The sequence below is a fragment of the Arcticibacter tournemirensis genome (genome assembly GCF_006716645.1).
Taxonomy (GTDB): Bacteria; Bacteroidota; Bacteroidia; order Sphingobacteriales; family Sphingobacteriaceae; genus Arcticibacter; species Arcticibacter tournemirensis.
The window spans coordinates 4418649-4443524 of sequence record NZ_VFPL01000001.1 but is presented as its reverse complement, the minus strand read 5'-3'; the positions used below and the strand labels follow the sequence as shown (position 1 = coordinate 4443524).

Genomic DNA, 24876 nt, shown 5'->3' with positions numbered 1-24876 from the left:
AGTTAATCACAGCACACGGCTGTAAGAAAATTATCTAAATGAAATACCTGATTTTAATGAGAACAAATGTACTCTGCCTTTTTTGCATGTTGCTGATCGTGACCAGTGTTCAGGCTCAGCACACTGTACAGGGAATTGTAAAGGATGCATCAGGAGAACCCGTTATCGGAGCATCTGTTATAGTAAAAGGCACCAGGACAGGCGCTTCGACTAATGCGGAGGGCTTTTACAAGCTAAATAATGTCAGTATAAATTCCGCCCTTGTATTCTCTTTTATTGGTTATGTAACCAAAGAGGTTGTTTACAAAGGGCAGTCACAACTGAATGTTACGCTTACTGAAGACGCGAAGATGCTGGAGGACGTAGTGGTAATAGGGTACGGACAAGTCCGTAAAGGAGACGCTACAGGCTCTATTTCGGCAGTAAAGGCTGACGCCTCGGTGAGAGGGCTGGCGCCCAATGCACAGGATATGCTTGTAGGTAAGGTAGCAGGCGTAAGTATCACCAGTGAAGGGGGCTCCCCGAGCAGTGGTGCCGCAATCCGTATTCGCGGGGGTTCTTCCTTGTCGGCCAGTAACGATCCGCTGATCGTTGTAGATGGGATATTTATTGACAACCAGGGACTCGGTGGTGTTGGGAATATTCTCAGCACGATCAATCCAACAGACATCGAATCATTTACAGTTTTAAAAGATGCTTCTGCTACAGCCATTTATGGATCCAGGGCATCAAACGGCGTTATTCTCATTACCACTAAAAAAGGAACCGCCGGGAAAACACGTATAGCGTATGATGGAAACGTTTCGGTAAGTAGTCCCAAAAAGAACATCGACGTATTGACGGCCGGTGACTTTCGTAGCTTTATAGACAGAGAATATTCACAGCTCTCCACATATGACGAGCTGAAAGGAAAGTTAGGGAGCAGCAACACTAGTTGGCAGGACGAGATTTTCAGGACTACGTTAAACAATGAACATAATATCAGTATTTACGGTTCAGCCGGCAAAAAGCTGCCTTACAGGGCGTCGGCTGGCTATACAGATCTGCAGGGAATTCTTGAGACCTCTGTGATGAAACGTACTACCGGCAGTGTTTCATTGTCGCCGTCGTTATTTGACGACCACTTGAAGATGACGTTAAATGGTAGGGGAATGTATGCATATAATCGGTTTGCAAATCAGGCGTCTATCGGGGCTGCCATAAACATGGATCCTACACAACCGGTGTACGATCCTGCCAGTAAATTCGGCGGATATTTTACCTGGCTTACAGGGGGCATTCCGAATCAGGTTGCTACAGTCAACCCTGTTTCAATGTTAACGATGAACAGGGATATATCTGATGTGTACAACTTCGTTGGAAATGCACAGTTTGACTATAAATTGCACTCGCTTCCCGACCTTCATTTTAACCTTAACGTGGGAATGGATTACTCAAATAGCGACGGATTCAGATATATTCCGGCTGACGCACCGTCTGACTATAACTACGGAGGGTATGACTCTGACTGGACCCAGAAACGAAGAAACGAAACACTTGACTTTTATACGCAGTACTTTCATAATCTCGACGCCCTCGACAGCAAATTCGATATAATGGCGGGCTACTCCTGGCAGCACTACAGGCGGTCGGGGGATAATATCGCGTATCGTATTTCCCGTCTTGATGAGCAGGGAAACCCCTTGCTTGTAAGCACCAGTGACTATGATACCGAACATTATATAGTTTCCTTTTTCGGACGACTCAATTATAGTGTGAAAGAAAAGTACCTGCTTACCTTTACTCTAAGAGATGATGGATCATCACGCTTTAGCAAGAAAAACCGATGGGCCCTGTTTCCATCTCTGGGGCTAGCATGGCGAATAAAAGACGAAAGCTTCCTCAAAAATTCAACGACCATAAGTAATCTGAAGCTGAGACTGGGTTGGGGAATGACCGGACAGCAGGATATTAATCAGGGCGACTATCCTTATCTCGGAACTTACCAGCACAGTATTGGCGCTGAAGCAAGCTATTTACGCGGTTACAATAATGGGGAACCTGTTTGGGTCTCTCTCCTCAGACCGGGCGCCTTTAATCCGGATCTGAAGTGGGAGTCGACAGAAACGTACAACGCTGGAATAGATTACGGATTATTCAATAACCGCCTTGAGGGAGCCATTGATGTATATCACAGGAAAACAAAAGATTTGATCAATGCTAAAACGAAGATTGCTGCCGGTACCAATTTCAGCGAATATGTTGCTGCTAACATCGGGAATCTCGAAAACACAGGGTTCGAATTATCAGCTAATGCACATGTTATTGACAGAAAGAACCTTAAGTGGGACTTTGCGGGAAATATTGCTTATAATAAAAACGAGCTTACAAAGCTCACCAACTCAGACGATCCGAATGCTTTGCGTCAGGAAGGCATGCTTGTACAGAAGGTAGGAAGTCCGGTAAATTCATTTTATGTGTATGAGCAGATCTATGATGACCAGGCCAAACCTATTGAAGGATTATACCGTGATCGCAATGGTGATGGATTGATTAACGAGCAGGACCTGCATGTTTACAAGAATGCGGCACCTGACTTTAATTTCGGGTTAAACTCGAAACTAACCTGGAGGTCCTGGGACTTTACTATTGCAGGGCACGGTAGTCTGGGCAAATATAATTATAATGCCATTGCAGCTAATAATGCCGCAATCAGTTCTACGTCGGTATTTGCAAACGAATTTCTTACAAACAGGGTTACCAGTGCTTTATCAACACGCTTTCAGACTGGACAGCCACAATCGGATTACTACATACAGGACGCTTCGTTTTTCCGGATAGACAATATTGTTTTGGGATATTCCTTCAAAAAGCTGAAAAACCTGCCTTTCGGAGGACGAGTTTATGGTACTGTTCAGAACCCACTGGTATTCACGAAGTACAGTGAACTTGATCCCGAAGTGTTCGGCGGCATAGATAATAACGTATATCCCCGCCCTTTTACTGTCATGCTTGGTGTTAATCTCAACTTTTAATAAAGATGGATATGAGAAAGATTTTTAATATATGGGTGCTGGTAGCCGCATTGCTGTTCGCTTTTTCGTCATGTGTGAAAGATTTAGATACGAAGCCATTAACCGACAATATATTGCTTCCCGAGACTGCGTGGCGGGATCAGGACTCGTACGAACAATTTGTTTCCAAAATATATGCAGGTTTGTCATTGTCGGGAAACGAAGGCCCTGCGGGCCAGCCTGATATCACAGCAGACGATCAGGGTGAAGCCACCTTTCTAAGAAGTTACTGGAACTTACAGGAACTTTGCACGGATGAAGTTCTGGGGGCCTGGGATAATGAAACTCTTCGGGGATTACAGTTTTGTCAATGGACATCCAGTAATAATTTCCTGCTGCTCAACTATACACGCATTTATATGAACGTTGCGTATGCAAACGAGTTTTTACGCGAAACAACCGATAGCAAACTCGAGGAGCGTGGGGTGCCAGCTGATTTAAAGAATCAGATAAAAACCTACCGGGCCGAAGTTCGCGCTTTGCGTGCGCTGAATTATTACTGCCTGATGGACCTTTATGCGAATGTTCCCTATATTCCTGAAGAAGCGGGCGTAGGGGCCTATCTGCCTGAACAGAAAGATCGTAAGTTCTTTTTCTCTTTCATTGAGTCGGAGCTCAAAGATGCTGAGGCCGGACTTCCTCCTAATACGAAAGCAAATTACGGAAAGTTAACTAGTGCTGCTGCCTGGATGATCCTGGCAAAGCTATATCTGAATGCTGAGGTGTATATTGGTCAGAATAAATATACTGAATGCCTGCAGTACGTGAATAAGGTGCTTGCTGCCGGTTATTCTCTTGACCCAGCTTATAAGAACATGTTCGGGGCTGATAACTATAAGTCGCCCGAGATCATTTTCCCTTTAGTATTTGATGGGCGAAGAGCCACAACCTATGGAGGGACGACGTTTCTTCTTGCCGCATCATATAAATCAGACATGAATCCCGCCGACAATTTCGGCTTTTCACAGGCATGGTCAGGTATACGGGCGAAAGAGTCGTTATCGGCACGGTTTGCAAATAACGATAAAAGAGCTTTGTTCTGGAAAGAAGGACGTACACTTGAGACTACACAATGGTACGATTTCAACAAAGGCTGGTCGGTGATTAAGTATACTAACATCAATAGTGACGGTCAAAAGGGATCGAATCCTGTATTTGCCGACACCGACTTTCCATTCTTCCGTCTGGCCGACGCCTACCTGATGTACGCGGAAGCAGTATTAAGAGGAGGGCAGGGTGGCACTCGGGAGCAGGCAAGAACGCTGGTAAATGCATTACGGGATAGGGCAGATGCTGACGACGTAAGTGATACTCAGTTCACACTTTCTTTTATTCTTGATGAGCGTTCACGGGAACTGTACTGGGAAGGCCACCGTCGAAGCGATCTGATCCGTTTTGGCAAGTTTACCCGTGAGTATTCATGGCCATGGAAAAATGGAGTCTTTACCGGTGTTCCTACCATCGATGATAAATATAACCTGTACCCCTTGCCTGCATTAGAGCTGACTGCCAATCCGAAGCTTGCTCAGAATAAAGGATATTAATAAATGCTTATTCAAATGAAATTAACTAGATACATACTGATGGGCATGATTCTTCTTGCTGTATTTACTTCATGCAAGAAGGATCAATCTCCCGTGCTCACACATTCGGAACCCAGCGTTCTAGATAACCTTCCTTCGCAGAACTATGTATTGGCAGAACCTGTAGAGGATACCAATCCTCTGCTGCTTACAGTTACCTGGACAGAAACTCAGTTTTACCTCGATGGGAGTACAAGTCCGCAGCCTCTTGGCCCTGTAAATTATACGCTGCAAATTGATAAAAAAGGGAATGCTTTTGCTAATCCCCAGGTAGTGGCTGCTACCAACGGACTTTCGGCCAACATCTTTGTAAGTGATATGAATCTCTTGCTCCTGCAGAGCTTCGGGGCCAAGCCGGGAGAATCTATAGATATGGAGATGCGAATCGTTGCCGATTACGGAAAGAATCTGGCCCGCATAGCTATATCGGGAAACACCTTGCCACTGACGATTACACCATATGCGGCCACTCCAAAGATGCAGATGATGTACCTGCGGATCCTTGGAGATACTCATGGGGAGTATCCTTCAGGGACGAGACTTGTTATGTATCGCAATAGCAGCAATCCGAATGACGAGACGTATACATTTACCGGGCGGCTGGCCGCAGGGACCAGCTTCAAGTTTATCCCCGAAGAATCACTGGGTACAAACAAGTCATACTGCCGAAAGGATGAAAGCACCCTCGTTTATGAAGACCGGGCAGACGGAGCATTTACCAATACAAATGAGGGATATGTGACAATTAATGTGAACCTCAAAGACATGACTTATTCTATCGCCCCATTCGACGCGTCTTCTGCACGGGTTTATACAACAATGGGACCTATCGGAGGATTTTGCGGATGGGATAATGAACCCCCTATGACCGTGTCGTCTTATGATCCCCACCAATGGACGTTGGTGTACGAGTTTGCCGTATCTACGGCCTGTAAGTTCAGAGGCAACAGAGACTGGGGCAACAACTGGGGTGGGGGCGCTGACGACTTTCCATTTGGAAAGGGTGTGTTTGACGGACCGGGAGCAAATGTGGCCAAGCCGGGTAAATACAGGATCCATTTTAATGATCTGACAGGCCACTACATCATACTATTACAAAAGTAAAATCCAATAATATAATAGCGATGAAAGTACCAGGATATTTAGGAAGTCTGCTATGTGTTTTATTATGCTTATCAGGCTGCCAAAAGGATAATGAAATAAACACCGCAGCAATACGTGCGGTTGCTCCGGTTATTACTCCTCCGGTAAATTCAAACTGGCAGCTTACTCAGCCTGCCGGAGATGAAAATACCTTTCTGTTCAGACTGGGGTGGTCAAAGTCAAGATTCTTAAGTATTGGAGGAGATTACGTCCCTGTCGACAGCGTGACGTATGAGGTAGAGGCTGATTTATCAGCTAATAATTTTTCGAAGGCTAAGGTGCTTGCATCAACAGCAAGTTATATACTGATATCTACACCCTTCAGCTGAATGAGCTCGTACATAGCTTGCTTGGAAAAGAAAGTAACGAGGTGCAGAACCTGAGTTTGCGGGTAAAGATTAAAACGGCGGTCGCAGATTCTGTTTATTCTGAACCTGTTACACTTGTTGTAAGGCCTTATATTTATGTTGAGCCGCCAGTTGTTCCTGACGCTCCTAAATTTATTTACATCATAGGTGACATGAATCAGTGGAACCCGAACAACCGTGATTTTATTATGTTTCGGGACAACAACGATGGTGCCGACGGCAAATATACCTATACAGGTAATTTCGGCACAGGGGTCTACCTGAAATTCTGCGCTGAAGAATTTCTAGGCGGATTTGCCAATATGTATTGCGCAGCTGATGGCGGTAAACTTGAATTCGGCGACACCGGTGCTTTTTATATCGCTGGCTACAAAACCGTTACAATAGATATAATCAATATGACCTGGAAGATTGAGCCATATGATGCCGGCAATGCGAAAAATTACGACATTGTTGGTCCGATTGGAGGATTTTGCAACTGGGATAACGAACCAGCCATGACCCCTTCTGCATTCGATAAACATCAGTGGCGTATCAACCAGGCTTTCACAGGCTCAACAGCATGTAAATTCAGAGGCGACAGGAACTGGACCAATAACTGGGGCGGAGGCGAATTGGATATTCCTTTTGGAAAAGCCGTGTTCGACGGTCCGGGAGCAACTGTTCAGGAAGCGGGAACATACACTATCTATTTTAATGACCTCACTGGACATTATGTTATTAAAAAAGACAATTAACGATCCAACGTATCGATATGAATACTATTAAATTATTGACATTGAGCCTGCTGCTCTGCTCCGTTGGCGCATGCAGCAAAGACGACGATACAGGGAGCTGGCCTCAAATTCCAAATGAAGAAGTGAGCCCAATAAGCCCGAATAATCGTGTGGTTTATGAAGTAAACCTTCGAAATTACTCAGCAGAAGGGAACTTTAAGGGGCTTGAGCAAGATCTTCCGCGGCTGAGAGAGTTGGGCATTGATATTCTATGGCTGATGCCGGTTCATCCGATAGGTGTTAAAAACAGGATTGGTACAAAGGGAAGCCCTTATTCTGTAAAGGATTATAAGGCAATTAATCCGGATTACGGGACAGCAGATGATTTCAAATCGCTTGTTAAGGCTGCACATGCATCCGGAATGGAAATCTGGATGGATTGGGTTGCTAATCATACTGCCTGGGATCATCCCTGGGCGACTTCAAATCTTGCCTACTATGCGGTGAAGGACGGTCGGCGACCTTATTCACCCGAAGGATGGGCCGATGTCGCCCAGCTTGACTATAAAAATAAAGAGCTCCGCGCTGCAATGATCGACGCCATGAGCTATTGGGTGAGGGAGTTTGATATTGATGGGTATCGTTGCGATGCTGCGACCTACGTTCCGCTAACATTCTGGAAGGAAGCGAGGGCGGTCATTGATCCACTAAAAAAGATAACATGGTTATGCGAGGGGGAAAATCCAGCATATATGCAGGTATTTGACTATGACTACGCCTGGGACTTTAACAACCGTCTGAATGCCTTTGGTGAAAGCAATAATGTTAAACAGCTTGTAAGCGATTGCAATAAACTGGCTTCAAACAATACATATGCTGACAAAGGGAGGATGGTTTACCTTACCAATCACGATCTCAATAATGACACCGGTTCTGAACAACAACGTTACGGGGCTAATCTGCTTCCTCTCACCGTTTTGTATTTTACAGTGTATGATATGCCTTTAATCTACAATGGGCAGGAGGTAGGAATGAACAAACGTATGAACCTGTTTGAAGTATCGCCTGTAGAATGGAAGCCAGTGAATGAAACTTTGAACACCTTGCTTAAGAGACTTACGCAGTTGAAAAGGACGCAGCCAGCTCTTGAAGACGGTGCAAACCGGGGTACGCTCAAGGTTTATCCCACTAATAATGATCAGGTATTTGTGTACTCGAGGAAACGTGGCACTAACGAGGTGCTGATCATGCTTAACCTGTCACCCCATCCTGTAAGCTTTTCTTTTAGCAATACAACACCGCAATATACAATGTTTGATTATTTAGGCCAGGGAAGCGTGTCCTTTTCATTGCAGAGTGAGCTAAGCCTGCCGGCGAACGGCTATGCCGTTTACGTTAGTAAGTAGATTAAAACCAGCAATTATTTTTTTGATGAAGTACTTCTTAATTTGTTTCTTATTTGTACATCTGATTATCTTAACCTCCTTTGCCGATGAAAAGCCGGAAACGCTTCGCTCGCCTAACGGGCAGATCGTAGTGACGGCAGGACTTGAAAAGGGCAGGATATATTATTCTGTGAAAAAGGGGGGGCTTGCAATCCTGAATAAGTCATTTTTGGGCTTCCGTTTGAAAGAAGGAAACTTTGACAGTGGTTTTAAAATACTAAGCGCAGAGAGAAGTTCTTCTGATGAAAGCTGGAATAAGCCCTGGGGGGAAGAACTGGCTGTCAGAGATAATTATCGTCAGCTCATCTTGTGCCTGCAGGAGTCCGACGGATTAAAAAGGAAATTGAACGTCGTTTTCAGAACGTATAACGACGGCTTTGCATTCAGGTACGAGTTCCCCGAACAGGAAAACCTGAAAGATTTTATAATTATGGACGAGTTGACAGAGTTTGCATTGGCAGGGGAACATACAGCCTGGTCGATACCTTATAAAACGGAATTTTACGAAGGCCTTTATAAACCGTCTGCAATAAGTGCACTCGATACTGTTTGTACTCCACTGACTATGGAAACAAAGAAAGGTCTATATCTGTCAATTCACGAAGCAAATCTCACCGATTACGCTGGCATGAATCTCTTTCCGGTCAACAAAACGCCCCTTTTAAGAACTTTTCTGACACCCTGGTCTACCGGGGAGAAAGTGTTTGTGAGCGGCGTGCGGCATAGCCCCTGGAGAATGATGATCATTGCACAATCTCCATCCGACTTACTTCTGTCGCGGATGCTGCTCAACCTAAATGAGCCAAGCCGTTTGGGAGATATATCCTGGATTAAACCAGGGCGCTATATTGGCATCTGGTGGGGAATGCATATGAAAAAGCATACCTGGGAGGCCGGGCCGCTGCACGGCGCTACAACAGAAAATACAAAAAAGTATATTGATTTTGCAGCAAAGTATGGCTTCTCAGGAGTGCTGGTGGAAGGATGGAACAAAGGATGGGAAGACTGGAAGTCATTTGAATTTACTCAGCCTTATCCAGATTTTGACATAGCTGAAATCACATCGTATGCAGCAAAAAAGAATGTGAAGCTGATTGGCCATCATGAAACGGGTGGTAATACCCGAAACTACGAAGGTCAGATGGATACAGCGTTCGCCTATTATCAGAAGTACGGCGTTGATGCTGTAAAGACAGGTTATGTGGGCGGCATGCTCGACGGCAAGGAGAGACACAGCAGTCAGTACGGGGTAAGGCACTACAGAAAGGTGATAGAGACAGCTGCACTTCATAAAATCATGATAGACAACCATGAGCCGGTGATGCCTACCGGCCTTCAGCGAACCTTTCCCAACCTGATGACCCAGGAGGGCGTGAGAGGCCAGGAGTGGGATGCATGGTCGAAGGACGGTGGTAACCCGCCGGAACATACAACGATTATTCCATTTACCCGTGGACTGGCGGGGCCGATGGACTTTACTCCCGGGACTTTCAACTTTACGAATACTGCATTACCTGGAACGCGTGTGCACACAACCCTGGCTAAGCAACTTGCTTTATTTGTGGTTCTCTATAGTCCGCTGCAAATGGCGTCAGACATGATCGAAAATTATGAAGATAAACCAGGATTCGAATTTATCACCTCATGTCCGGTGAACTGGGCTAAAACCTTGATACCTGCTGCTAAGATTGGAGAATATGTAACGATAGCACGTAAAGACCGGACTTCTGAAAGCTGGTTTGTAGGTAGCATCACCAATGCCAGCCCCCGTAACATGGTTTTGCACCTTACCTTTCTTGATGGCAATGCAAAGTATAAGGCGAAGATATTTAGAGACGGCAAGGAGGCCGACTATAAGACGAACCCATATCCCCTTGATATCGAAGAAATGGAAGTTACTTCAGAATCGATACTTAGGTTGCACCTCGCACCAGGCGGAGGCGCGGCCATGATTTTTACGAAGCTGACAGCAGACGGGCAATAACCGTCTGCTGCTTATCCTTCAGACGCATATACCCCCTTTATTTGTCGTTTTTACACATCCTCTATTCGTGATTTGGATGGTATTTTTGTATCAGGCAGAAATAGACAAATGTCATGTGAGTATAAAAGAAACCGGTTTCCTGTTAGAATAGTTGGAAGTGATTATTAAGTGTTGTTATATTTGCTAACACTGTTAGGAAATATAACATGGGAATATCAGAGCGCAGGCAAAGACAGAAGGATGAAGTTAAGAATGATATTATTTGTACGGCATGGCAAATGGTAAAAAAGGAGGGATGGCAGTCGCTATCCATTCGTAAAATTGCCGATGCGATAGAATACAGTGTGCCGGTGATATACGATCATTTCGAGAACAAAGATGCCATCCTTCTCGAATTCAGTAAAAAAGGCTTCACTCTGTTATCCGGTAAGATTATAGAAGCAAGAGATCGTCATAAAGAACCTGAAAAGCAAATAAAGGCTATGGCTGATGCTTACTGGGACTTTGCGATGAATAATGTAGAACACTATCAGCTGATGTTTGGTATCGGTATGCCATGTTGTGAAATAGCAAAAGCAATGCCCGAGCAGCAGAAATTCAGGAACCTCGTCATGGAGCCGATTGAAGTCCTGATAAAGAGGAGTAAGCGAACCGATATTAATCCTTGTATGAAGTATCATACATTTTGGTCGGTGATGCATGGTCTTATTTCTATTAAAATAATTGGCAATTCAGTGATCGACCAGGAACTGAATAAGATGGTTTTGGATGACGCTATTGAAGGATATATTAAAAACCTCAGCTAGGTTTTTTTATGCTCAAACTTCTAACGCTGTTAGGAAAGTTAACGTCGTTTTAATAATAAATTAATTAATGCTCTCAAAAACAAATACATAATACCTTTAAACTATTAACACATGAAAACGACTGAAAAAAAAGCACTATCCCTGAATCAAATCATACTGGTTTCTCTATTAATGCCTGGGATCGTCCTGTATAGCGGTTGCAGCTCTTCATCTGCAGGCGATAATGCGTCTGCACCACCGCCACCCGACCTACCCGTCATAAGTGTAGGTAGCCGTCCTGTTACTACTTACAATGAGTTTACAGCTACTTTGCAGGGAAGCCGCGACATCGAGATCCGCCCGCAGGTAGACGGCTATCTTGAAGCTATTTATGTCGAGGAAGGCGCATTGGTAAAAAAGGGGCAGGCTTTGTTTAAAATTGATGCGAGACCCTATCGCGAACAGTTGAATACAGCGGTCGCGGTATTAGCATCTGCAAAAGCTGCGCTTGAGAATGCATCCATAAATGTAAGCAAGCTAACGCCGCTCGTTGAGAACAATGTAGTTTCCGACGTGCAGTTAAGATCGGCAAAGGCAGCTTATAATGCAGCCAAGGCCAATGTTGCTCAAGCTCAGGCGCAGGTTCAGAGCGCAAAGATTAATCTCGGCTACACCACCATCACTGCACCAGCTGAAGGATATATTGGTAAAACACCGTTTAAGACCGGCAGTCTCGTTGGTAAATCAACGCCTGAAGCTCTGACTGTACTATCCGAAACCCGGAATATTCACGCTTACTTCACAATGAGTGAAGTCGACTTTATTCAATTCAAAGAGCAGTTTCCCGGTAATACAATCCAGGAGAAAATCAGGAATATGCCCGAAATTGAGCTGGTCCTTGCCGACAACAGCGTGTATCCTGCAAAGGGTAAGGTAGAGTTAGCAGAAGGGCAATTTGGTAAGACTACAGGAACAATTAGTTTCAGAGCTACGTTTCCGAATGCAAACGGCCTTTTGAGATCAGGCAACACAGGACGAATAAAAGTCCCTAATCTTGTTGATAATTCACTGCTGGTGCCTCAGGAAGCCACTTTTGAGTTGCAGGATAAAGTATTCGTGTACGCTCTTGCTGACAGCAACAAAGTGATAGGAAAGCCGCTTACAATAGAAGGTACCAGCGGTAACTTCTACCTTGTTTCCAAAGGACTTAAAGCTGGCGACAAAATTGTGTACCAGGGCATCGACCGTTTGCGCGATGGAATGGTTATAAGTCCAAAGAATACGTCAATAGATAGCCTGTTTAAGTCGGCATCACTATAATTTTCACCCTGCATATACCTTTTACTGCTCCCTGGCACTGATCCGGGGAGCATAATGTCACAACTATGTTTAAAAAATTCATTGAAAGGCCGGTTCTCTCTACTGTGATATCGGTCTTGTTAACGCTGGTCGGGATTATCTCCCTTTATACTCTGCCTATAACGTTGTTTCCTGACATTGCACCACCCACCGTCCAGGTAACGGCAACGTATCCCGGTGCGAATGCAGAAGTTGTTGCGCGCGCCGTAGCCACCCCTATAGAAGAAGCCGTGAACGGTGTTGAGAATATGACGTATATGACCTCGACCACCAGCAACGATGGAACTATGACCCTGAACGTGTTTTTTAAGCTGGGGACAAATCCCGATCTCGCGGCTGTAAATGTTCAGAACCGCGTGTCGAAAGCTGTGAGTCAATTGCCTCAGGAAGTCGTTCAGGCGGGGATATCTACTCAAAAGCAGCAGAATAGTATGATCATGGTGCCGCTTATATACAGCACCGATTCAACCTATGATGAAACCTTTTTGCAGAATTATGCCAAAATAAATATTATTCCGGAGATCCAGAGGGTACCGGGAGTGGGGCAGGCAACTATTTTCGGAGCTAAAGATTACTCTATGCGTATCTGGTTGAAGCCAGATCGCCTGAATGCTGCCGGGTTATCTGCAAAAGACGTTTTGGATGCTATACAAGAGCAGAATATTGAAGCCGCTCCGGGGCGTTTTGGTCAAAGCAGCAGCCAGTCTTTTGAATATGTACTAAAGTACAAAGGCAAGTACTCCAAGAATGTTGAGTATGAAAATATTATTCTCAAAGCAAACGCCGATGGATCTGTAATAAAGCTTAAGGATATTGCACGTGTGGAATTTGGCTCTTATACCTACAGCGCCAATACCAAAATCATGGGGAAGATGGGTACCGGACTGGCAGTATATCAGACAGCAGGCTCAAATGCGAATGATATTCTTACAGAGGTCAACAAGGTGATGGAAAAGGCATCGAAATCTTTTCCTAAAGGAGTATCCTATTTCAACATGTACAGCTCGAAGGAATTTCTGGATGCTTCAATTAGCCAGGTGCAGCACACATTGGTGGAAGCCTTTATTCTGGTGTTTCTGGTTGTTTTCATATTTCTGCAGGACTTTCGTTCTACTCTTATTCCGGCAATTGCTGTTCCTGTGGCCATTATAGGGACATTCTTTTTCATGCAGATTTTTGGCTTTACCATTAACCTGCTTACTCTGTTTGCTATGGTGCTTGCTATTGGTATCGTGGTCGATGACGCCATTGTTGTCGTCGAGGCGGTGCACGCAAAGATGGAATTAACGGGCATGAAGGCAAAGAAAGCGACTATCAAGTCGATGAGCGAAATATCGGGTGCCATTATCTCTATTACACTGGTAATGGTGGCCGTGTTTGTACCTGTGGGCTTTATGCAGGGACCGGTCGGTGTTTTCTATAAGCAGTTTGCCTTTACCCTTGGTATTGCCATTTTAATATCAGCATTAAATGCTTTGACTTTGAGTCCTGCATTGTGTGCTATATTTCTAAAGAGCGTTCATAAAGTAGAGCCTGGTGAGCATAAAGAAAAAACAGGATTCGGAGCCCGGTTTTTCAGGGCTTTCAACGCGGGTTTTAATGCTACTACCGGTCGGTACAGGAGAAGCCTGAATTTTCTGATCAAGCGCAAATGGGTCGCAATTGGCGGACTCACGGTGGTTACCCTTGCAACGGCATGGATCATGTATAGCACCCCGACCGGGTTTATACCCACAGAGGACCAGGGATTTATAGTGTACTCTGTAAACCTGCCTCCGGGGGCGTCACTCGATAGGACTCAGAAAGTAATGGATAAGATCGACAAAATTCTGAGCAAGGAGGAAGGAGTAGAGCGGCTCGGCGCTGTTACGGGGTTAAACATCGTTGCAAATGCCAATAGTTCTGCTTATGCGGTCGGCTTTATACGGCTAAAACCTTTTGGCGAACGTGGTGCCGTGAATAATATCGACCAGTATATAGGGTTGCTAAACCAAAAGCTGAGCGTTATAAAAGAAGCTAACGTTTTCATGTTCGTCTATCCTACTGTACAGGGCTTTGGTAATACCAGCGGCTTTGAATTTATTCTGCAGGACCGCACGAGCGGCCCGCTTGATAAAATGAACGCAACCGCCAACGGTTTTATCGGAGAACTGATGAAGCGTAAGGAGATTATGTACGCTTTCACCACCTTCAATACCAATAACCCTCAATATATGCTTGATATTGACGACGGTAAAGCCAAGCAGTTAGGAGTATCCATTACCGATCTGATGCAAACCCTGCAGGTTTATTACGGTAGCAGCTTTGCGTCTGACTTCAATAGGTTTGGTAAATATTACCGTGTGATTGTTCAGGCGGATATACCTTATCGTGCTGAGCCGACCTCACTGGATGATGTATTCGTGAAAAACGATCAGGGCGAAATGGTTCCCGTAAACATACTGGTTAATTTGAAGAAGGTGTATGGACCTGAGACTGTTACCCGTAATAATCTTTTCAACGCGGTGGCCATCAATGGATTGCCAAACCCAGGGTACACTTCGGGTGATGCTATTAAGGCAGTGCAGGAAGTAGCCGAAAAATATCTTCCGAGAGGTTACGCTTATGAATGGACTGGCATGACCCGTGAGGAACAGAGTTCAGGGTCTCAGTTAACCATTGTGTTTATTCTTAGTCTGGTATTTGTTTACTTCCTGTTGTCCGCCCAGTATGAGAGCTATATCCTGCCTCTGGCAGTTATTCTGTCGGTACCTACGGGAATATTTGGAGTATTTGCCTTTATCGGATTAACCGGTATAGAGAATAATATTTATGTACAGGTAGGACTTATTATGCTCGTTGGTTTGCTCGCTAAGAACGCAATCCTGATCATTGAATATGCTGTTCAGCGGCGTAGAAGCGGAATGGACCTTGTTGCGGCAGCCCTTGAGGCAGCGCAGTTACGTCTACGTCCGATATTAATGACCTCCTTTGCTTTCATTGCCGGACTCTTGCCTCTTGTTAGAGCAACCGGGGCCTCTGCTTTGGGTAACCGTTCCATCGGAACTGGCGCTGTGGGGGGGATGTTTACTGGTGTAATGCTTGGTATATTCATCATTCCGGTACTATTTGTAATCTTTCAGGGCCTTCACGAGAGAGTGAACGGAAAGCCGAAGGTATTAACAGAAAAAGACGAAGAGGAAGAAGTTGAAGTAATACATGCCTGATAATAGAATACGATGAAAAGAAATAATATTAAGATATACAGTATCCTGTTGCTTGCCCTTTTTCTTGGTGCATGTAAAGCAGGGAAAGACTACCAAAGGCCTTCAGTCAGTCTCCCGGAGAAGTTTAACGGTACCGCTACCAGTGATACCAACAGCATTGCCGATATAGAATGGAGAAAGTTTTTTGCTGATACCACACTACAGGGACTGATTGACAGAGGAATTAGGTATAATTACGATCTTCAGATCGCCCTTAAGCGTATAGACATTGCCCAGCAGCAACTGAAACAGGCAAAGTTATTGTTGCTTCCTCAGCTTGATCTTCAGGTAACGGGGCAGTACAACAGGCCTTCAGACAACAGCCTGAACGGGTTAAGTACAAGCAGTTTCCTTGGCAGCAAACACATAGAGAATTACAACGCAAGTCTCAATCTCTCCTGGGAAATTGACATATGGGGTAAGATCCGACGTCAAAAAGAGGCGGTGCTGTCCGAATATCTTCAAACGTATGAAGCTACCAAAGCAGTGCAAACACAGCTGGTGTCTGACATTGCCCAGGGATATTATAATCTGCTGATGCTTGATGGCCAGCTAACTATAGCCCGGGAGAATTTACGATTGAACGATAGTACCGTGCAGCTTACTAAATTGCTGAAGGACGCCGGTGAAGTAAATCTTCTTGCTATTCAGCAGGCAGAAGCTCAAAGGCAAACTACTGCTTTACTAATTCCTGTATTAGAGCAAAACATTAGCGTACAGGAAAATGCATTGCAGATATTAACCGGACAACTTCCCGCCTCGTTGCCTCGTAGTTCTGAGTTAGAACAACTGAACGTTCGTACTGATCTCCCAGCAGGGTTTCCTGCCACTATAATTAGCCGGCGACCCGATATAAGGGCAGATGAGATGGCTCTGGCTGCTGCAAATGCACAAGTTGGAGTGGCAAAGGGCAATATGTACCCTTCCTTAAGTATCACTGCCGCAGGGGGTGTTGAAAGCTTCAAGTCGAGCAATTGGTTCAGTGTTCCAAATTCACTGTTTGGGATTGCCGGAGGAACCGTTCTACAACCTGTTTTCAGAAGACGGGCGCTTAAAACCCAATATGAGGTGGCTAAGATACAACGCGAACAGGCCGTTATGCAGTTCCGTCAATCGGTGCTGAATGCGGTAGGAGAAGTTTCAAACGCGCTGGTACAGAACGAGAAACTAAAGCAACAACGACAAATTGCCGATAAGCAGGTAGAGATTTTGCGCAGCGCCAGCCGGAATGCACGCTTGCTTTTCAAGAGCGATATGGCAAATTACCTCGAAGTAATAACGGCACAGAGTAACGTACTGCAGGCTGAACTTAATCTCGCGTCCATACAGCGTCAGCAGCTTGGAGCGGTCGTGGAGCTGTACAGGTCGCTTGGGGGAGGTTGGAAGTAGCGTTAAGCTTTGCTTGTAATAATTCGCAAACCTTTTCTTAATTTGTAACCGTTTTCGTTGCCCTGAGCATACAGGTGACGAAAACGGTTTACACTTTTAAAGAAGATCGATAATGAACTACTGGTTAGTTAAAAGCGAGCCTGTTAAATACAGCTGGGACAAGTTTAATAAAGATGGACGCACATTCTGGGACGGCGTCCGTAACTTTCAGGCACGGAACAACCTTCGCGACATGAAAGAAGGTGATCTGGTGCTGTTCTATCATAGCAACGAGGGGAAAGCTGTGGTTGGGGTTGCTAAAGTGGTAAAAGAGCATTATCAGGATCCCACTACAGAAGACCCTAACTGGCTGGTTGTAGATCTAGCACCTATAGAAACGTTAAAAACCCCTGTTACTCTCGAACAGATTAAAAAAGATGAACGGCTCCAAAATATCGGACTGGTAAAGCAGGGAAGACTTTCGGTAATGTCGTTAAAGCCTGAAGAGTTCGATAGGATTGTTGAATTGGGAAGCAACGTTAGCTAAGCCATGGGTTATGAATTATGAGTTATGAATTTGCATCATTCAAACCCATAACTCATAATCCATAATTCATAACTCTCTCACAACCCACAACTCAACCGTCATAGCTCCGGGAAGAAAATGGCCTTCAGGTGAGTAGCGTCCTCTGGTTTCATTTTTCCTGCGAGGATCAGCCGCTGTTCTCTGCGCGACCATGCTGAGTCATAGAGATGTTTTTCTTCTTCTGTTTCAGGGATAAGCTCGGGAACAAGTGCCGGCTTACCCTCGTCATCAAGTGCAACAAATGTATAGTACGCTTCATTGCTTTTTATTTTAGATCCAGAAGGAATATTTTCGCTCCACACTTCGATTTTAACTTCCATTGAAGTATGAAAAGCCCGGGTTACTTTGGCTGTGATGGTAATAACATCGCCAAGTTTAACCGCATGTTTAAATGAAACGTTATCTACCGAGGCTGTTACAACGATATGATTGGAGTGTTTTTGAGCTGAAATAGCTGCCGCAATATCCATAAGATGAAGGAGTCTTCCTCCCATCAGATTGTGAAGAGGATTGGTGTCATTTGGCAGTACCAGTTCATTCATTATCGTGTGCGATTCGCTAGCCGGCTTTGATGTTATGTGCATGGAATTGTTTGAGTTGAAAATAGTTATGTATATGTTGTATAGAACGGAAATAGTGCAAATTTGTTGGCTTGGCTCACAACTCACTATATCCCAGCAACTCCTCCCATCTTGAGCCCGGACGCCTGTAATAGAATAATATCTGGTAATTATTTCTGGTTTGATAGAAAGAACCTTCAAAGAAAGCATTATCGGCTACCTGAGCGCTGCTATGGGGATCTTTAGCCCAGACATACATATAATCGTACAGTCCTTGTTTTAAAAATACGTTGCCATAGAAACGGCTCCTTTCAGCATCGTAGGTCATTCTGTTTTCTTCGGTAAGACGGTAGTCATTAAACTTTCCGACTATATAGGCATTGCCGCCGGGAGAAGGAGCCGCAGCCTCCAGAATGAAATGAACAGAAGCATAGTCAGCATCTGTCCGGTTATCGCGCCCGTCCTGATTTCTGACGTAGAATCTTCCGTTTTCGTCAAAGGAAGATGTATAAGGTGCATTACTTCTGTCAGCGTCAGGAAGGAGCTGAATGATATTGGACGTATCCTTTTGGATAGTCGCCACCCGCTCTGTCTGTAATCTGAAACTTCGGATATCAAAAAATCTGAATTCATTACCACCTGGAAAGTCGAACGAGGTGAGGTCATTGTATACCAACTGGTTTTGCCTTACGAAAGAAGGCCGCACTGCCCATTTTGCATTATCCGGCCTCCCGTTTTGCATTACCAGTACCTTTACATCCGTATAAGGGTTTTGGATGTTAACAGCAGCGTGATTTATCAGGAGATTGATCTTCTGGTTCTTGTCGCGGTTCTGCACCTTCGGAGAAGCTACCAATTCTGCCTGTATGGTTACCAAAGGAGAAACAATGTGAAACCGCCGTGAGAGGATAAGCTTGTTTTGATCTCCATCCTCATAGACTTTTAGCAAGTAATTCCCCGATATCTTAGGCTTAACGGTGTTGTTGGGCAATGTCAGTTCATAGTGAGTATACTTTTGCAGGGTATTAAACGAAGATCGGTAGTCGTTGATCCTGTCTTCCGTGAAACTTTCCAGGTAGTCAATTGGAGAGAGGTTACTGCTGTTCCATTGTGCATCGCAATGCTCAATAGTATACGACAGATTCCTGCTTCCTGCCCTGAGATCGTCAAAGGCAAGCAGAAGTTCATCTGCAGAACCCAGGGTTATTACCGGTACAGAGCCCTCTTTACTACGATTGTAAAATTCAACGGTACGGATCTGAGGGATATAAACAAAGTCCTGGTAGATTAACTGTTGATCAGGAACCTGATCAAAGTTTGCACGCTTTTTCTTTTGTCCAAAGATACAGCAGGTGCTCAGCACCAGGAAAGCGATAACAAGCACACCCGATCTAAAATGGTTCATTCTCCGTTTTTTATTTGGCTATTGGCAGTTGGCTTTTGGCTGTCAGCGATCAGCCTTCAGCTTTTGACTTTTAGCTTTCACCTTTAGCTTTCATCTTTCACCTTCAACCCGCAACCCGCAACTCACATCCTACCCCCCATCAACCTTCCAGCTCCATGATTTGCTCGGCAAGGCTTTCCCAATCTGCCTGAGTCACCTGAAGCTCTGTTTTTGCTTTCTGATAGCGCTCGTTGACGCTATTCAACTTTGCCATATCCTGATAAATTCCTTCCTGGCCCAGTTCGAGTTCAGCGTTCTTCACCTCTGTTTCAAGCAGGGCAATTTTCTCTTCGATCTGTTGCAGTGATTGATTCAGTTTTTTGAGCTGCTTACTTTTGTCGTCTGTGTGCTGATGTGGTTTGGCAGCTGGTTTTTCTTCTTTTTTAGGTGGGGCGATAGGCTGTTTAGGAGCCGTAATCACCCGTTTAGACTGCCAGTCCTCATATTCAGCATAAGTTCCCGGGTATTCTTTGATCTTCTGATCTTCAATAAACCAGATCTTGTTAGCTACGTTATCCAGCAGGTACCGGTCATGGGATACGACGATAAAAGTTCCTTCAAACTGGTTAAGTGCCTGGATCAGGATGTTAACCGATTGGATATCGAGGTGGTTGGTAGGCTCATCCAGGATCAGGAAATTTGCATCTGCCGTAAGCGCTTTCGCTAAAGCTACGCGTGATTTTTCTCCTCCCGATAATACCTTGATCTTTTTAAATACATCATCTCCAGTAAAAAGGAACGATCCGAGAATAGAGCGAAGTTCAGTCTCCGTATGTTTCGGAGCAAAGGATTGCAGTTCCTGTAATACCTCATTTTCAAGATGCAGCGACTCCAACTGATGCTGGGCGAAAAATGTTTCGGTTACATTATGGCCTGTAATACATTCACCTTCGAAAGATTCAGCACCAGCAATAATGCGCAGCAAAGTAGATTTACCTCGTCCGTTAGCACCTATTAATGCAATTTTATCGCCCTTTTCAATTACAGCACTGCTGTGACTAAGGATTTTTATTGCAGGGTAAGATTTACTTACGTCTTCCAGGCGTATCACATGGCGGCCAGATTGTTTGCTAAACTTAAAACTGAAGTTTACGCTCGGGTTATCATCATCCACATCGTCCACCCGATCCATTTTATCCAGCATTTTTATGCGCGACTGCGCAAATTTAGCTTTACTGGCTTTTGCCCGGAAGCGCTCAATCAAACGTTCTTCCTGTTTGATCTTCTGCTGCTGGTTTTTATATTCGTTACGCTGGATCTCTTCCCTCATTCCCTTTTCTTCGGTATAGAAGGTATAGTTCCCAGCATAAGAGGTCAACTTACCTTTGCGCGATTCTACGATCCGGTTCACTACCCTGTCGAGAAACCAACGGTCATGCGAAACAATTACAATAGCACCGTCAAAAGCCTGAAGATAGCTTTCGAGCCATTTAATAGAAGGAAGGTCAAGGTGGTTGGTCGGTTCATCCAGAAGAAGAATGTCGGGGGCCTGCAACAGAATTTTAGCAAGCATGACTCTCATGCGCCATCCTCCCGAAAACTCCGCCAGAGGACGGTTCTGATCTTCCTCGCTGAAACCGAGTCCTGCTAATATTTCATGGGCTTTAAATTCAATATTATAGCCGTCAAGCACTTCAAATTCGTGCTGTTTATCACTTAGCTTATGAAGCAGGTCATCAGAATAGTCTGTCTCAAGCTTTTTTAGCAGATTTTCAATTTCTCCATGAAGCTCATTCTGCCGTGTAAAAGCTTCCATCGCCACATGGAGAATACTTTTATCGGATTGGTAAGATAAGAGGTCCTGGTTCAAATAGCCGATCTTGAGATCTTTAGACATGGAAATGTTTCCACCGGTAGGCTTCATGTCACCTACTATCAGTTTTAGCAGGGTTGTTTTACCCGTTCCATTAGCCCCTATAAGCCCTGTTTTATCGCCAGGTTTAATGTGCCAGTTCGCTTCGTCGTATAATGCCCTCGCACCGATCTCGAACGTAAGGTTGTTAATTGCAATCACTTTGCAAATTTACGAAAAATTGCTGAAAGCAATCAGCGATCAGCCATCAGTCATTAGCTGACAGCTCAACCAGGTAAGTGGCTTTGCCGCTTACCTGGGCTGCACAATTTCCTGGAGTTCGTAATGGAATGCTTTATGATGCGGTTGTATAGGGCAATTCAATTTATCACTTAACGCTTTAACAAAACAACCGCCGAAGTAAAAAATTAACGCTGAATAAAAAACAAAGAGAAGGATGAGCACAATGGAACCCGAAGCACCATAAATTGTATCGATGTTGCTTATTGCGAGCATTCTGCGCAACACTACTTTCCCAAAGGTGAATAGCATAGCGGTGAAAAAGCCTCCGGCCCATGCCACTTTCCATGCAGGTTGTCCGTCTGTGAGAAAGCGGAAAAGCATAGTGAACCAGACGGTCACAATAATGACGAAGAAAATCTCATTTAAGGCATTGCTGAACAACGCCGATGTTTGGGGTAATATATACGTAATGTAATCGCCGAGAATAGCCTGTATCCCTTCAATTATTAATCCTGAAACGAAAAGCAGGCCGGTAAGAAGTATAATGCCAAAAGCCTTTGCACGCAGTCTGAGCGTAAATAACACACCAGGGTTTTGTATAACCCTGATTTTCCAAATCTGGTTTAAAGAGTTCTTAATTACGTTGAAGAGAGTTGTCGCTACAAACAGCAGGAAAATAAAACCAAATAAAGTAACATACCAATGCTTGCTTAGTGTACTTATGTTCTCAAGTACTTCCCTTATCTGCAGCGCGCCCTTTCTGCCGATCATGCTCCCCAGTCGACCGATTAATTCTTTTCGGATGGTCCTTTCATTAACGAATAATCCGAAAAGCTGGATCAGTATAATCATTATGGGAGGAAGGGCGAAAGTAGTGAAAAAGGCCGTGGCTCCCGCAAGCCGCAGAGGGTCGTTCTTTTGCAGCTCTGCGAAAGAATGTCGCATTAAATAGGGAAGGGTTCCCAGCGTTTTACCCGCTTTTTTTATGTTTTCCGCTACATTCATTTGGCTATAATAGTTTTTAAGCAGCTTTGTTTTATAGCAGGCTCTATTCTACCAGATTCTGATTCGATCTTCCGGCTTCTTATATAGTTTATCTCCCGGTTTAACATCGAAGGCTTTATACCAGGCATCCATGTTTACCGGAGCCCCGATAGTTCTGTATTCTCCCGGAGAATGTGGGTCAGTAAGAATAAACTGAGCTGCGGTTTCAGGAAGGATATTTCCCCGCCATACCTGTGCCCACGAGAGGAAGAAACGCTGGTCAGGACTGAATCCATCAATTTTTTCATTCGACTGGCCCTGCTTAGTCATTTTAAATGCTTCATAAGCTGCATTTAAGCCTCCTAAATCTCCAATATTTTCACCCATCGTGAGCTTACCGTTTACATGGATCGTATCAAGTACGGTATAGGCATCGAACTGTTCGCCAAGCGCTTTTGTTTTAGCCTTAAACTTAGCAAGGTCTTCTTCTGTCCACCAGTTACGAAGGGTTCCGTCCTTGTCATACTGGCTTCCTGAATCATCGAAGCCGTGCGACATTTCGTGACCTATAACGGCGCCAATACCTCCGTAGTTAACAGCGTCGTCGGCATTGGGATCAAAGAAAGGGAACTGCAGGATTCCCGCCGGGAATACAATTTCGTTCATTACCGGACTGTAGTATGCGTTTACTGTTGGCGGCGTCATTCCCCACCGTGTACGGTCGACGGGCTTTCCCAGTTGGCTTACCATTTCATTATAGCTCCATTTATCTGCATTACGCAGATTCTGGAAGAATGAACTCCGGCTTATTTGAAGTCCCTCATAGCTTTTCCATTTATCGGGATACCCGATTTTTGTATTGAACGCATTGAGCTTCGCTAACGCCTTTTTCTTCGTGGCATCACTCATCCAGTCCAGATTATTAATACGAATGGCATACGCTTTTCTTAAGTTCTGGACAAGAACCTGCATTCTGGCCTTTGCTTCAGGTTTAAAATAGGTTTTTACATACAGCTGTCCCAGCAGCTCACCTATATTATTATCTGTTAAAGACGACATGCGCTGCCATCTCGGTGTTTGCACCTTCTGCCCGCTTAGCGCCTGGCTATAAACAAAGTTAGCTTTAACGAAAGGCGAGCTTAGATATGGAGCCGAATTCTTTAGGATATTCCATTGCAGGTACGTCTTAAGATCCTTTACGGAGGTGCTTGTTAAAAGACCGTTGAGTGAGGAGAAAAACGTAGGAACCGAAACCAGAACAGTATCTTGGCCCGGAGCTTTTATTTTTGCCAGCATATCCGTCCAGTTAACTGCGGGAGTCAGCCTGTTGAAGTTTGCTATAGTAAATTTATTGTATGTCTTGTGCGGATCACGCATTTCCACCCGGCTCATCTGAGCGGATGCAAGAGCTTTTTCAAAACTGAAAATTGTTTCTGCATTCTTCTTTGCTTCAGCCGCCGGAGTGCCGGTTAGAGTGAAAAGGGTGGTGATATATGTTTTAAAAGCAGACTGTATTTTCAGGCTTCGTGGATCCGACTTCAGATAATAATCTCTGTCGGGCAAGCTGGTGCCTCCCTGAGATAGTTGTGGGACGTTCTTATTCACGTTTTTCCGGTCCTGCCCAACATAGAAACCGAAAAATGGCGAGGCAAGGCCCTGTATACGCATATAAGCTGCTTCATCCAGTATGCCGTTCAGGCTGTTGATCTCAGCGATGCGTTGCAAGTCGGTTTTAATAGGAGTAAAACCAAGCTTTTCAACCGTTAAGCTATCCATCCCCGCAGCATAAAAGTCACCTACTCTTCTTTCGACGGAACCTTCAGGAGCATTTTTGTTAGTTGCTGCCTCCGTAAGAATCGTCTTTACAGCGTTAATATTAAAGTCGCGTAGTACATTAAAGCTTCCCCATCTTGTTTCTTTGGCTGGGACAGGATTTTTTTTGATCCACGTTCCGCTAGCATACTGATAAAAATTGTCACCGGGTTTAACAGACAAATCCATATTCGCCTGGTCAATAAACTTAGTTGCCGGAGATTGCTGTGCAGAGGCCTTTAGACCACATACCAGCATACCCGATAAAATAAGATTCAAAAATGCTTTATTCATGAACAATGATGGTTAACCCTCACCGGGAGAGGCGTAAAAATAGGCCTAAAAAATCAGAAAAAGAGCAAGGTAATAGCTATTTTACTTATTGAACCATCTGAACAGGCGATCT

17 protein-coding genes are annotated in these 24876 nt (G+C 44.6%); 12 read left to right on the top strand and 5 right to left on the bottom strand.

The annotated features are described in order from the left end of the window. Positions 1-56 precede the first annotated feature (56 nt). The 12 genes from BDE36_RS18595 (at position 57) to BDE36_RS18540 (ending at position 17596) form a co-directional block, all read left to right on the top strand. Positions 57-3014: a SusC/RagA family TonB-linked outer membrane protein gene (locus BDE36_RS18595; RefSeq protein ID WP_202618089.1), complete on the top strand. Its 2958-nt coding sequence runs from the start codon at positions 57-59 to the stop codon at positions 3012-3014. 11 nt (positions 3015-3025) lie between these two features. Next, positions 3026-4597, top strand: a complete 1572-nt coding sequence (locus tag BDE36_RS18590; RefSeq protein ID WP_141816069.1) for a RagB/SusD family nutrient uptake outer membrane protein — start codon at positions 3026-3028, stop codon at positions 4595-4597. 15 nt (positions 4598-4612) lie between these two features. After that, positions 4613-5740: a SusE domain-containing protein gene (locus BDE36_RS18585; protein WP_161987701.1), complete on the top strand. Its 1128-nt coding sequence runs from the start codon at positions 4613-4615 to the stop codon at positions 5738-5740. A gap of 20 nt (positions 5741-5760) precedes the next feature. Further along, entirely contained in the window at positions 5761-6108 is a 348-nt protein-coding gene (locus tag BDE36_RS18580; RefSeq protein ID WP_141816067.1) for a hypothetical protein, read from the top strand. A 17-nt stretch (positions 6109-6125) separates the two neighbouring features. Next, complete coding sequence (locus BDE36_RS18575) at positions 6126-6884, top strand: SusF/SusE family outer membrane protein (protein ID WP_141816066.1); 759 nt, start codon at positions 6126-6128, stop codon at positions 6882-6884. Between the two features lie 17 nt (positions 6885-6901). Beyond that, positions 6902-8269, top strand: a complete 1368-nt coding sequence (locus tag BDE36_RS18570) for an alpha-amylase family glycosyl hydrolase (RefSeq protein ID WP_141816065.1) — start codon at positions 6902-6904, stop codon at positions 8267-8269. A gap of 25 nt (positions 8270-8294) precedes the next feature. Next, positions 8295-10292 (top strand): glycoside hydrolase family 97 protein, encoded by a 1998-nt coding sequence (locus tag BDE36_RS18565; protein ID WP_141816064.1) that lies wholly within the window; start codon positions 8295-8297, stop codon positions 10290-10292. 206 nt (positions 10293-10498) lie between these two features. Then, positions 10499-11098, top strand: a complete 600-nt coding sequence (locus BDE36_RS18560; RefSeq protein WP_141816063.1) for a TetR/AcrR family transcriptional regulator — start codon at positions 10499-10501, stop codon at positions 11096-11098. Positions 11099-11209: 111 nt separating this feature from the next. Further along, positions 11210-12397: an efflux RND transporter periplasmic adaptor subunit gene (locus BDE36_RS18555; protein WP_202618088.1), complete on the top strand. Its 1188-nt coding sequence runs from the start codon at positions 11210-11212 to the stop codon at positions 12395-12397. A 65-nt stretch (positions 12398-12462) separates the two neighbouring features. Continuing rightward, the gene (locus BDE36_RS18550; protein ID WP_141816062.1) at positions 12463-15642 is read left to right on the top strand and encodes an efflux RND transporter permease subunit; all 3180 of its coding nucleotides are present in this window, start codon (positions 12463-12465) and stop codon (positions 15640-15642) included. A gap of 12 nt (positions 15643-15654) precedes the next feature. Continuing rightward, positions 15655-17070 carry an efflux transporter outer membrane subunit gene (locus BDE36_RS18545; RefSeq protein WP_141816061.1) on the top strand — a complete coding sequence of 472 codons (1416 nt, stop codon included), beginning with the start codon at positions 15655-15657 and terminating at the stop codon, positions 17068-17070. 112 nt (positions 17071-17182) lie between these two features. Beyond that, complete coding sequence (locus BDE36_RS18540) at positions 17183-17596, top strand: EVE domain-containing protein (RefSeq protein WP_141816060.1); 414 nt, start codon at positions 17183-17185, stop codon at positions 17594-17596. 98 nt (positions 17597-17694) lie between these two features. Here BDE36_RS18540 and BDE36_RS18535 read toward each other — a convergent pair whose 3' ends face one another. The 5 genes from BDE36_RS18535 to BDE36_RS18515 all read right to left on the bottom strand — a co-directional run bounded on the left by BDE36_RS18535 (position 17695) and on the right by BDE36_RS18515 (position 24764). After that, positions 17695-18219 (bottom strand): acyl-CoA thioesterase, encoded by a 525-nt coding sequence (locus BDE36_RS18535; protein ID WP_128768272.1) that lies wholly within the window; start codon positions 18217-18219, stop codon positions 17695-17697. Between the two features lie 73 nt (positions 18220-18292). Then, the gene (locus BDE36_RS18530; protein WP_141816059.1) at positions 18293-19600 is read right to left on the bottom strand and encodes a type IX secretion system plug protein; all 1308 of its coding nucleotides are present in this window, start codon (positions 19598-19600) and stop codon (positions 18293-18295) included. Between the two features lie 139 nt (positions 19601-19739). Further along, a complete protein-coding gene (locus BDE36_RS18525; protein WP_141816058.1) occupies positions 19740-21653 on the bottom strand; it encodes an ABC-F family ATP-binding cassette domain-containing protein in 1914 nt (637 codons plus the stop codon). A gap of 90 nt (positions 21654-21743) precedes the next feature. Further along, positions 21744-22679 (bottom strand): YihY/virulence factor BrkB family protein, encoded by a 936-nt coding sequence (locus BDE36_RS18520; RefSeq protein WP_235904181.1) that lies wholly within the window; start codon positions 22677-22679, stop codon positions 21744-21746. Between the two features lie 48 nt (positions 22680-22727). Next, positions 22728-24764, bottom strand: a complete 2037-nt coding sequence (locus tag BDE36_RS18515) for a M13 family metallopeptidase (RefSeq protein ID WP_141816057.1) — start codon at positions 24762-24764, stop codon at positions 22728-22730. Positions 24765-24876: the final 112 nt, after the last annotated feature.

Coding starts and splice junctions, on each gene's coding strand:
- BDE36_RS18565 (WP_141816064.1), top strand. CDS start 8,295: ATGAAGTACTTCTTAATTTGTTTCTTATTTGTACATCTGATTATCTTA.
- BDE36_RS18545 (WP_141816061.1), top strand. CDS start 15,655: ATGAAAAGAAATAATATTAAGATATACAGTATCCTGTTGCTTGCCCTT.
- BDE36_RS18570 (WP_141816065.1), top strand. CDS start 6,902: ATGAATACTATTAAATTATTGACATTGAGCCTGCTGCTCTGCTCCGTT.
- BDE36_RS18595 (WP_202618089.1), top strand. CDS start 57: ATGAGAACAAATGTACTCTGCCTTTTTTGCATGTTGCTGATCGTGACC.
- BDE36_RS18540 (WP_141816060.1), top strand. CDS start 17,183: ATGAACTACTGGTTAGTTAAAAGCGAGCCTGTTAAATACAGCTGGGAC.
- BDE36_RS18520 (WP_235904181.1), bottom strand. CDS start 22,679: ATGAATGTAGCGGAAAACATAAAAAAAGCGGGTAAAACGCTGGGAACC.
- BDE36_RS18515 (WP_141816057.1), bottom strand. CDS start 24,764: ATGAATAAAGCATTTTTGAATCTTATTTTATCGGGTATGCTGGTATGT.
- BDE36_RS18560 (WP_141816063.1), top strand. CDS start 10,499: ATGGGAATATCAGAGCGCAGGCAAAGACAGAAGGATGAAGTTAAGAAT.
- BDE36_RS18590 (WP_141816069.1), top strand. CDS start 3,026: ATGAGAAAGATTTTTAATATATGGGTGCTGGTAGCCGCATTGCTGTTC.
- BDE36_RS18535 (WP_128768272.1), bottom strand. CDS start 18,219: ATGCACATAACATCAAAGCCGGCTAGCGAATCGCACACGATAATGAAT.
- BDE36_RS18555 (WP_202618088.1), top strand. CDS start 11,210: ATGAAAACGACTGAAAAAAAAGCACTATCCCTGAATCAAATCATACTG.
- BDE36_RS18585 (WP_161987701.1), top strand. CDS start 4,613: ATGAAATTAACTAGATACATACTGATGGGCATGATTCTTCTTGCTGTA.
- BDE36_RS18550 (WP_141816062.1), top strand. CDS start 12,463: ATGTTTAAAAAATTCATTGAAAGGCCGGTTCTCTCTACTGTGATATCG.
- BDE36_RS18580 (WP_141816067.1), top strand. CDS start 5,761: ATGAAAGTACCAGGATATTTAGGAAGTCTGCTATGTGTTTTATTATGC.
- BDE36_RS18530 (WP_141816059.1), bottom strand. CDS start 19,600: ATGAACCATTTTAGATCGGGTGTGCTTGTTATCGCTTTCCTGGTGCTG.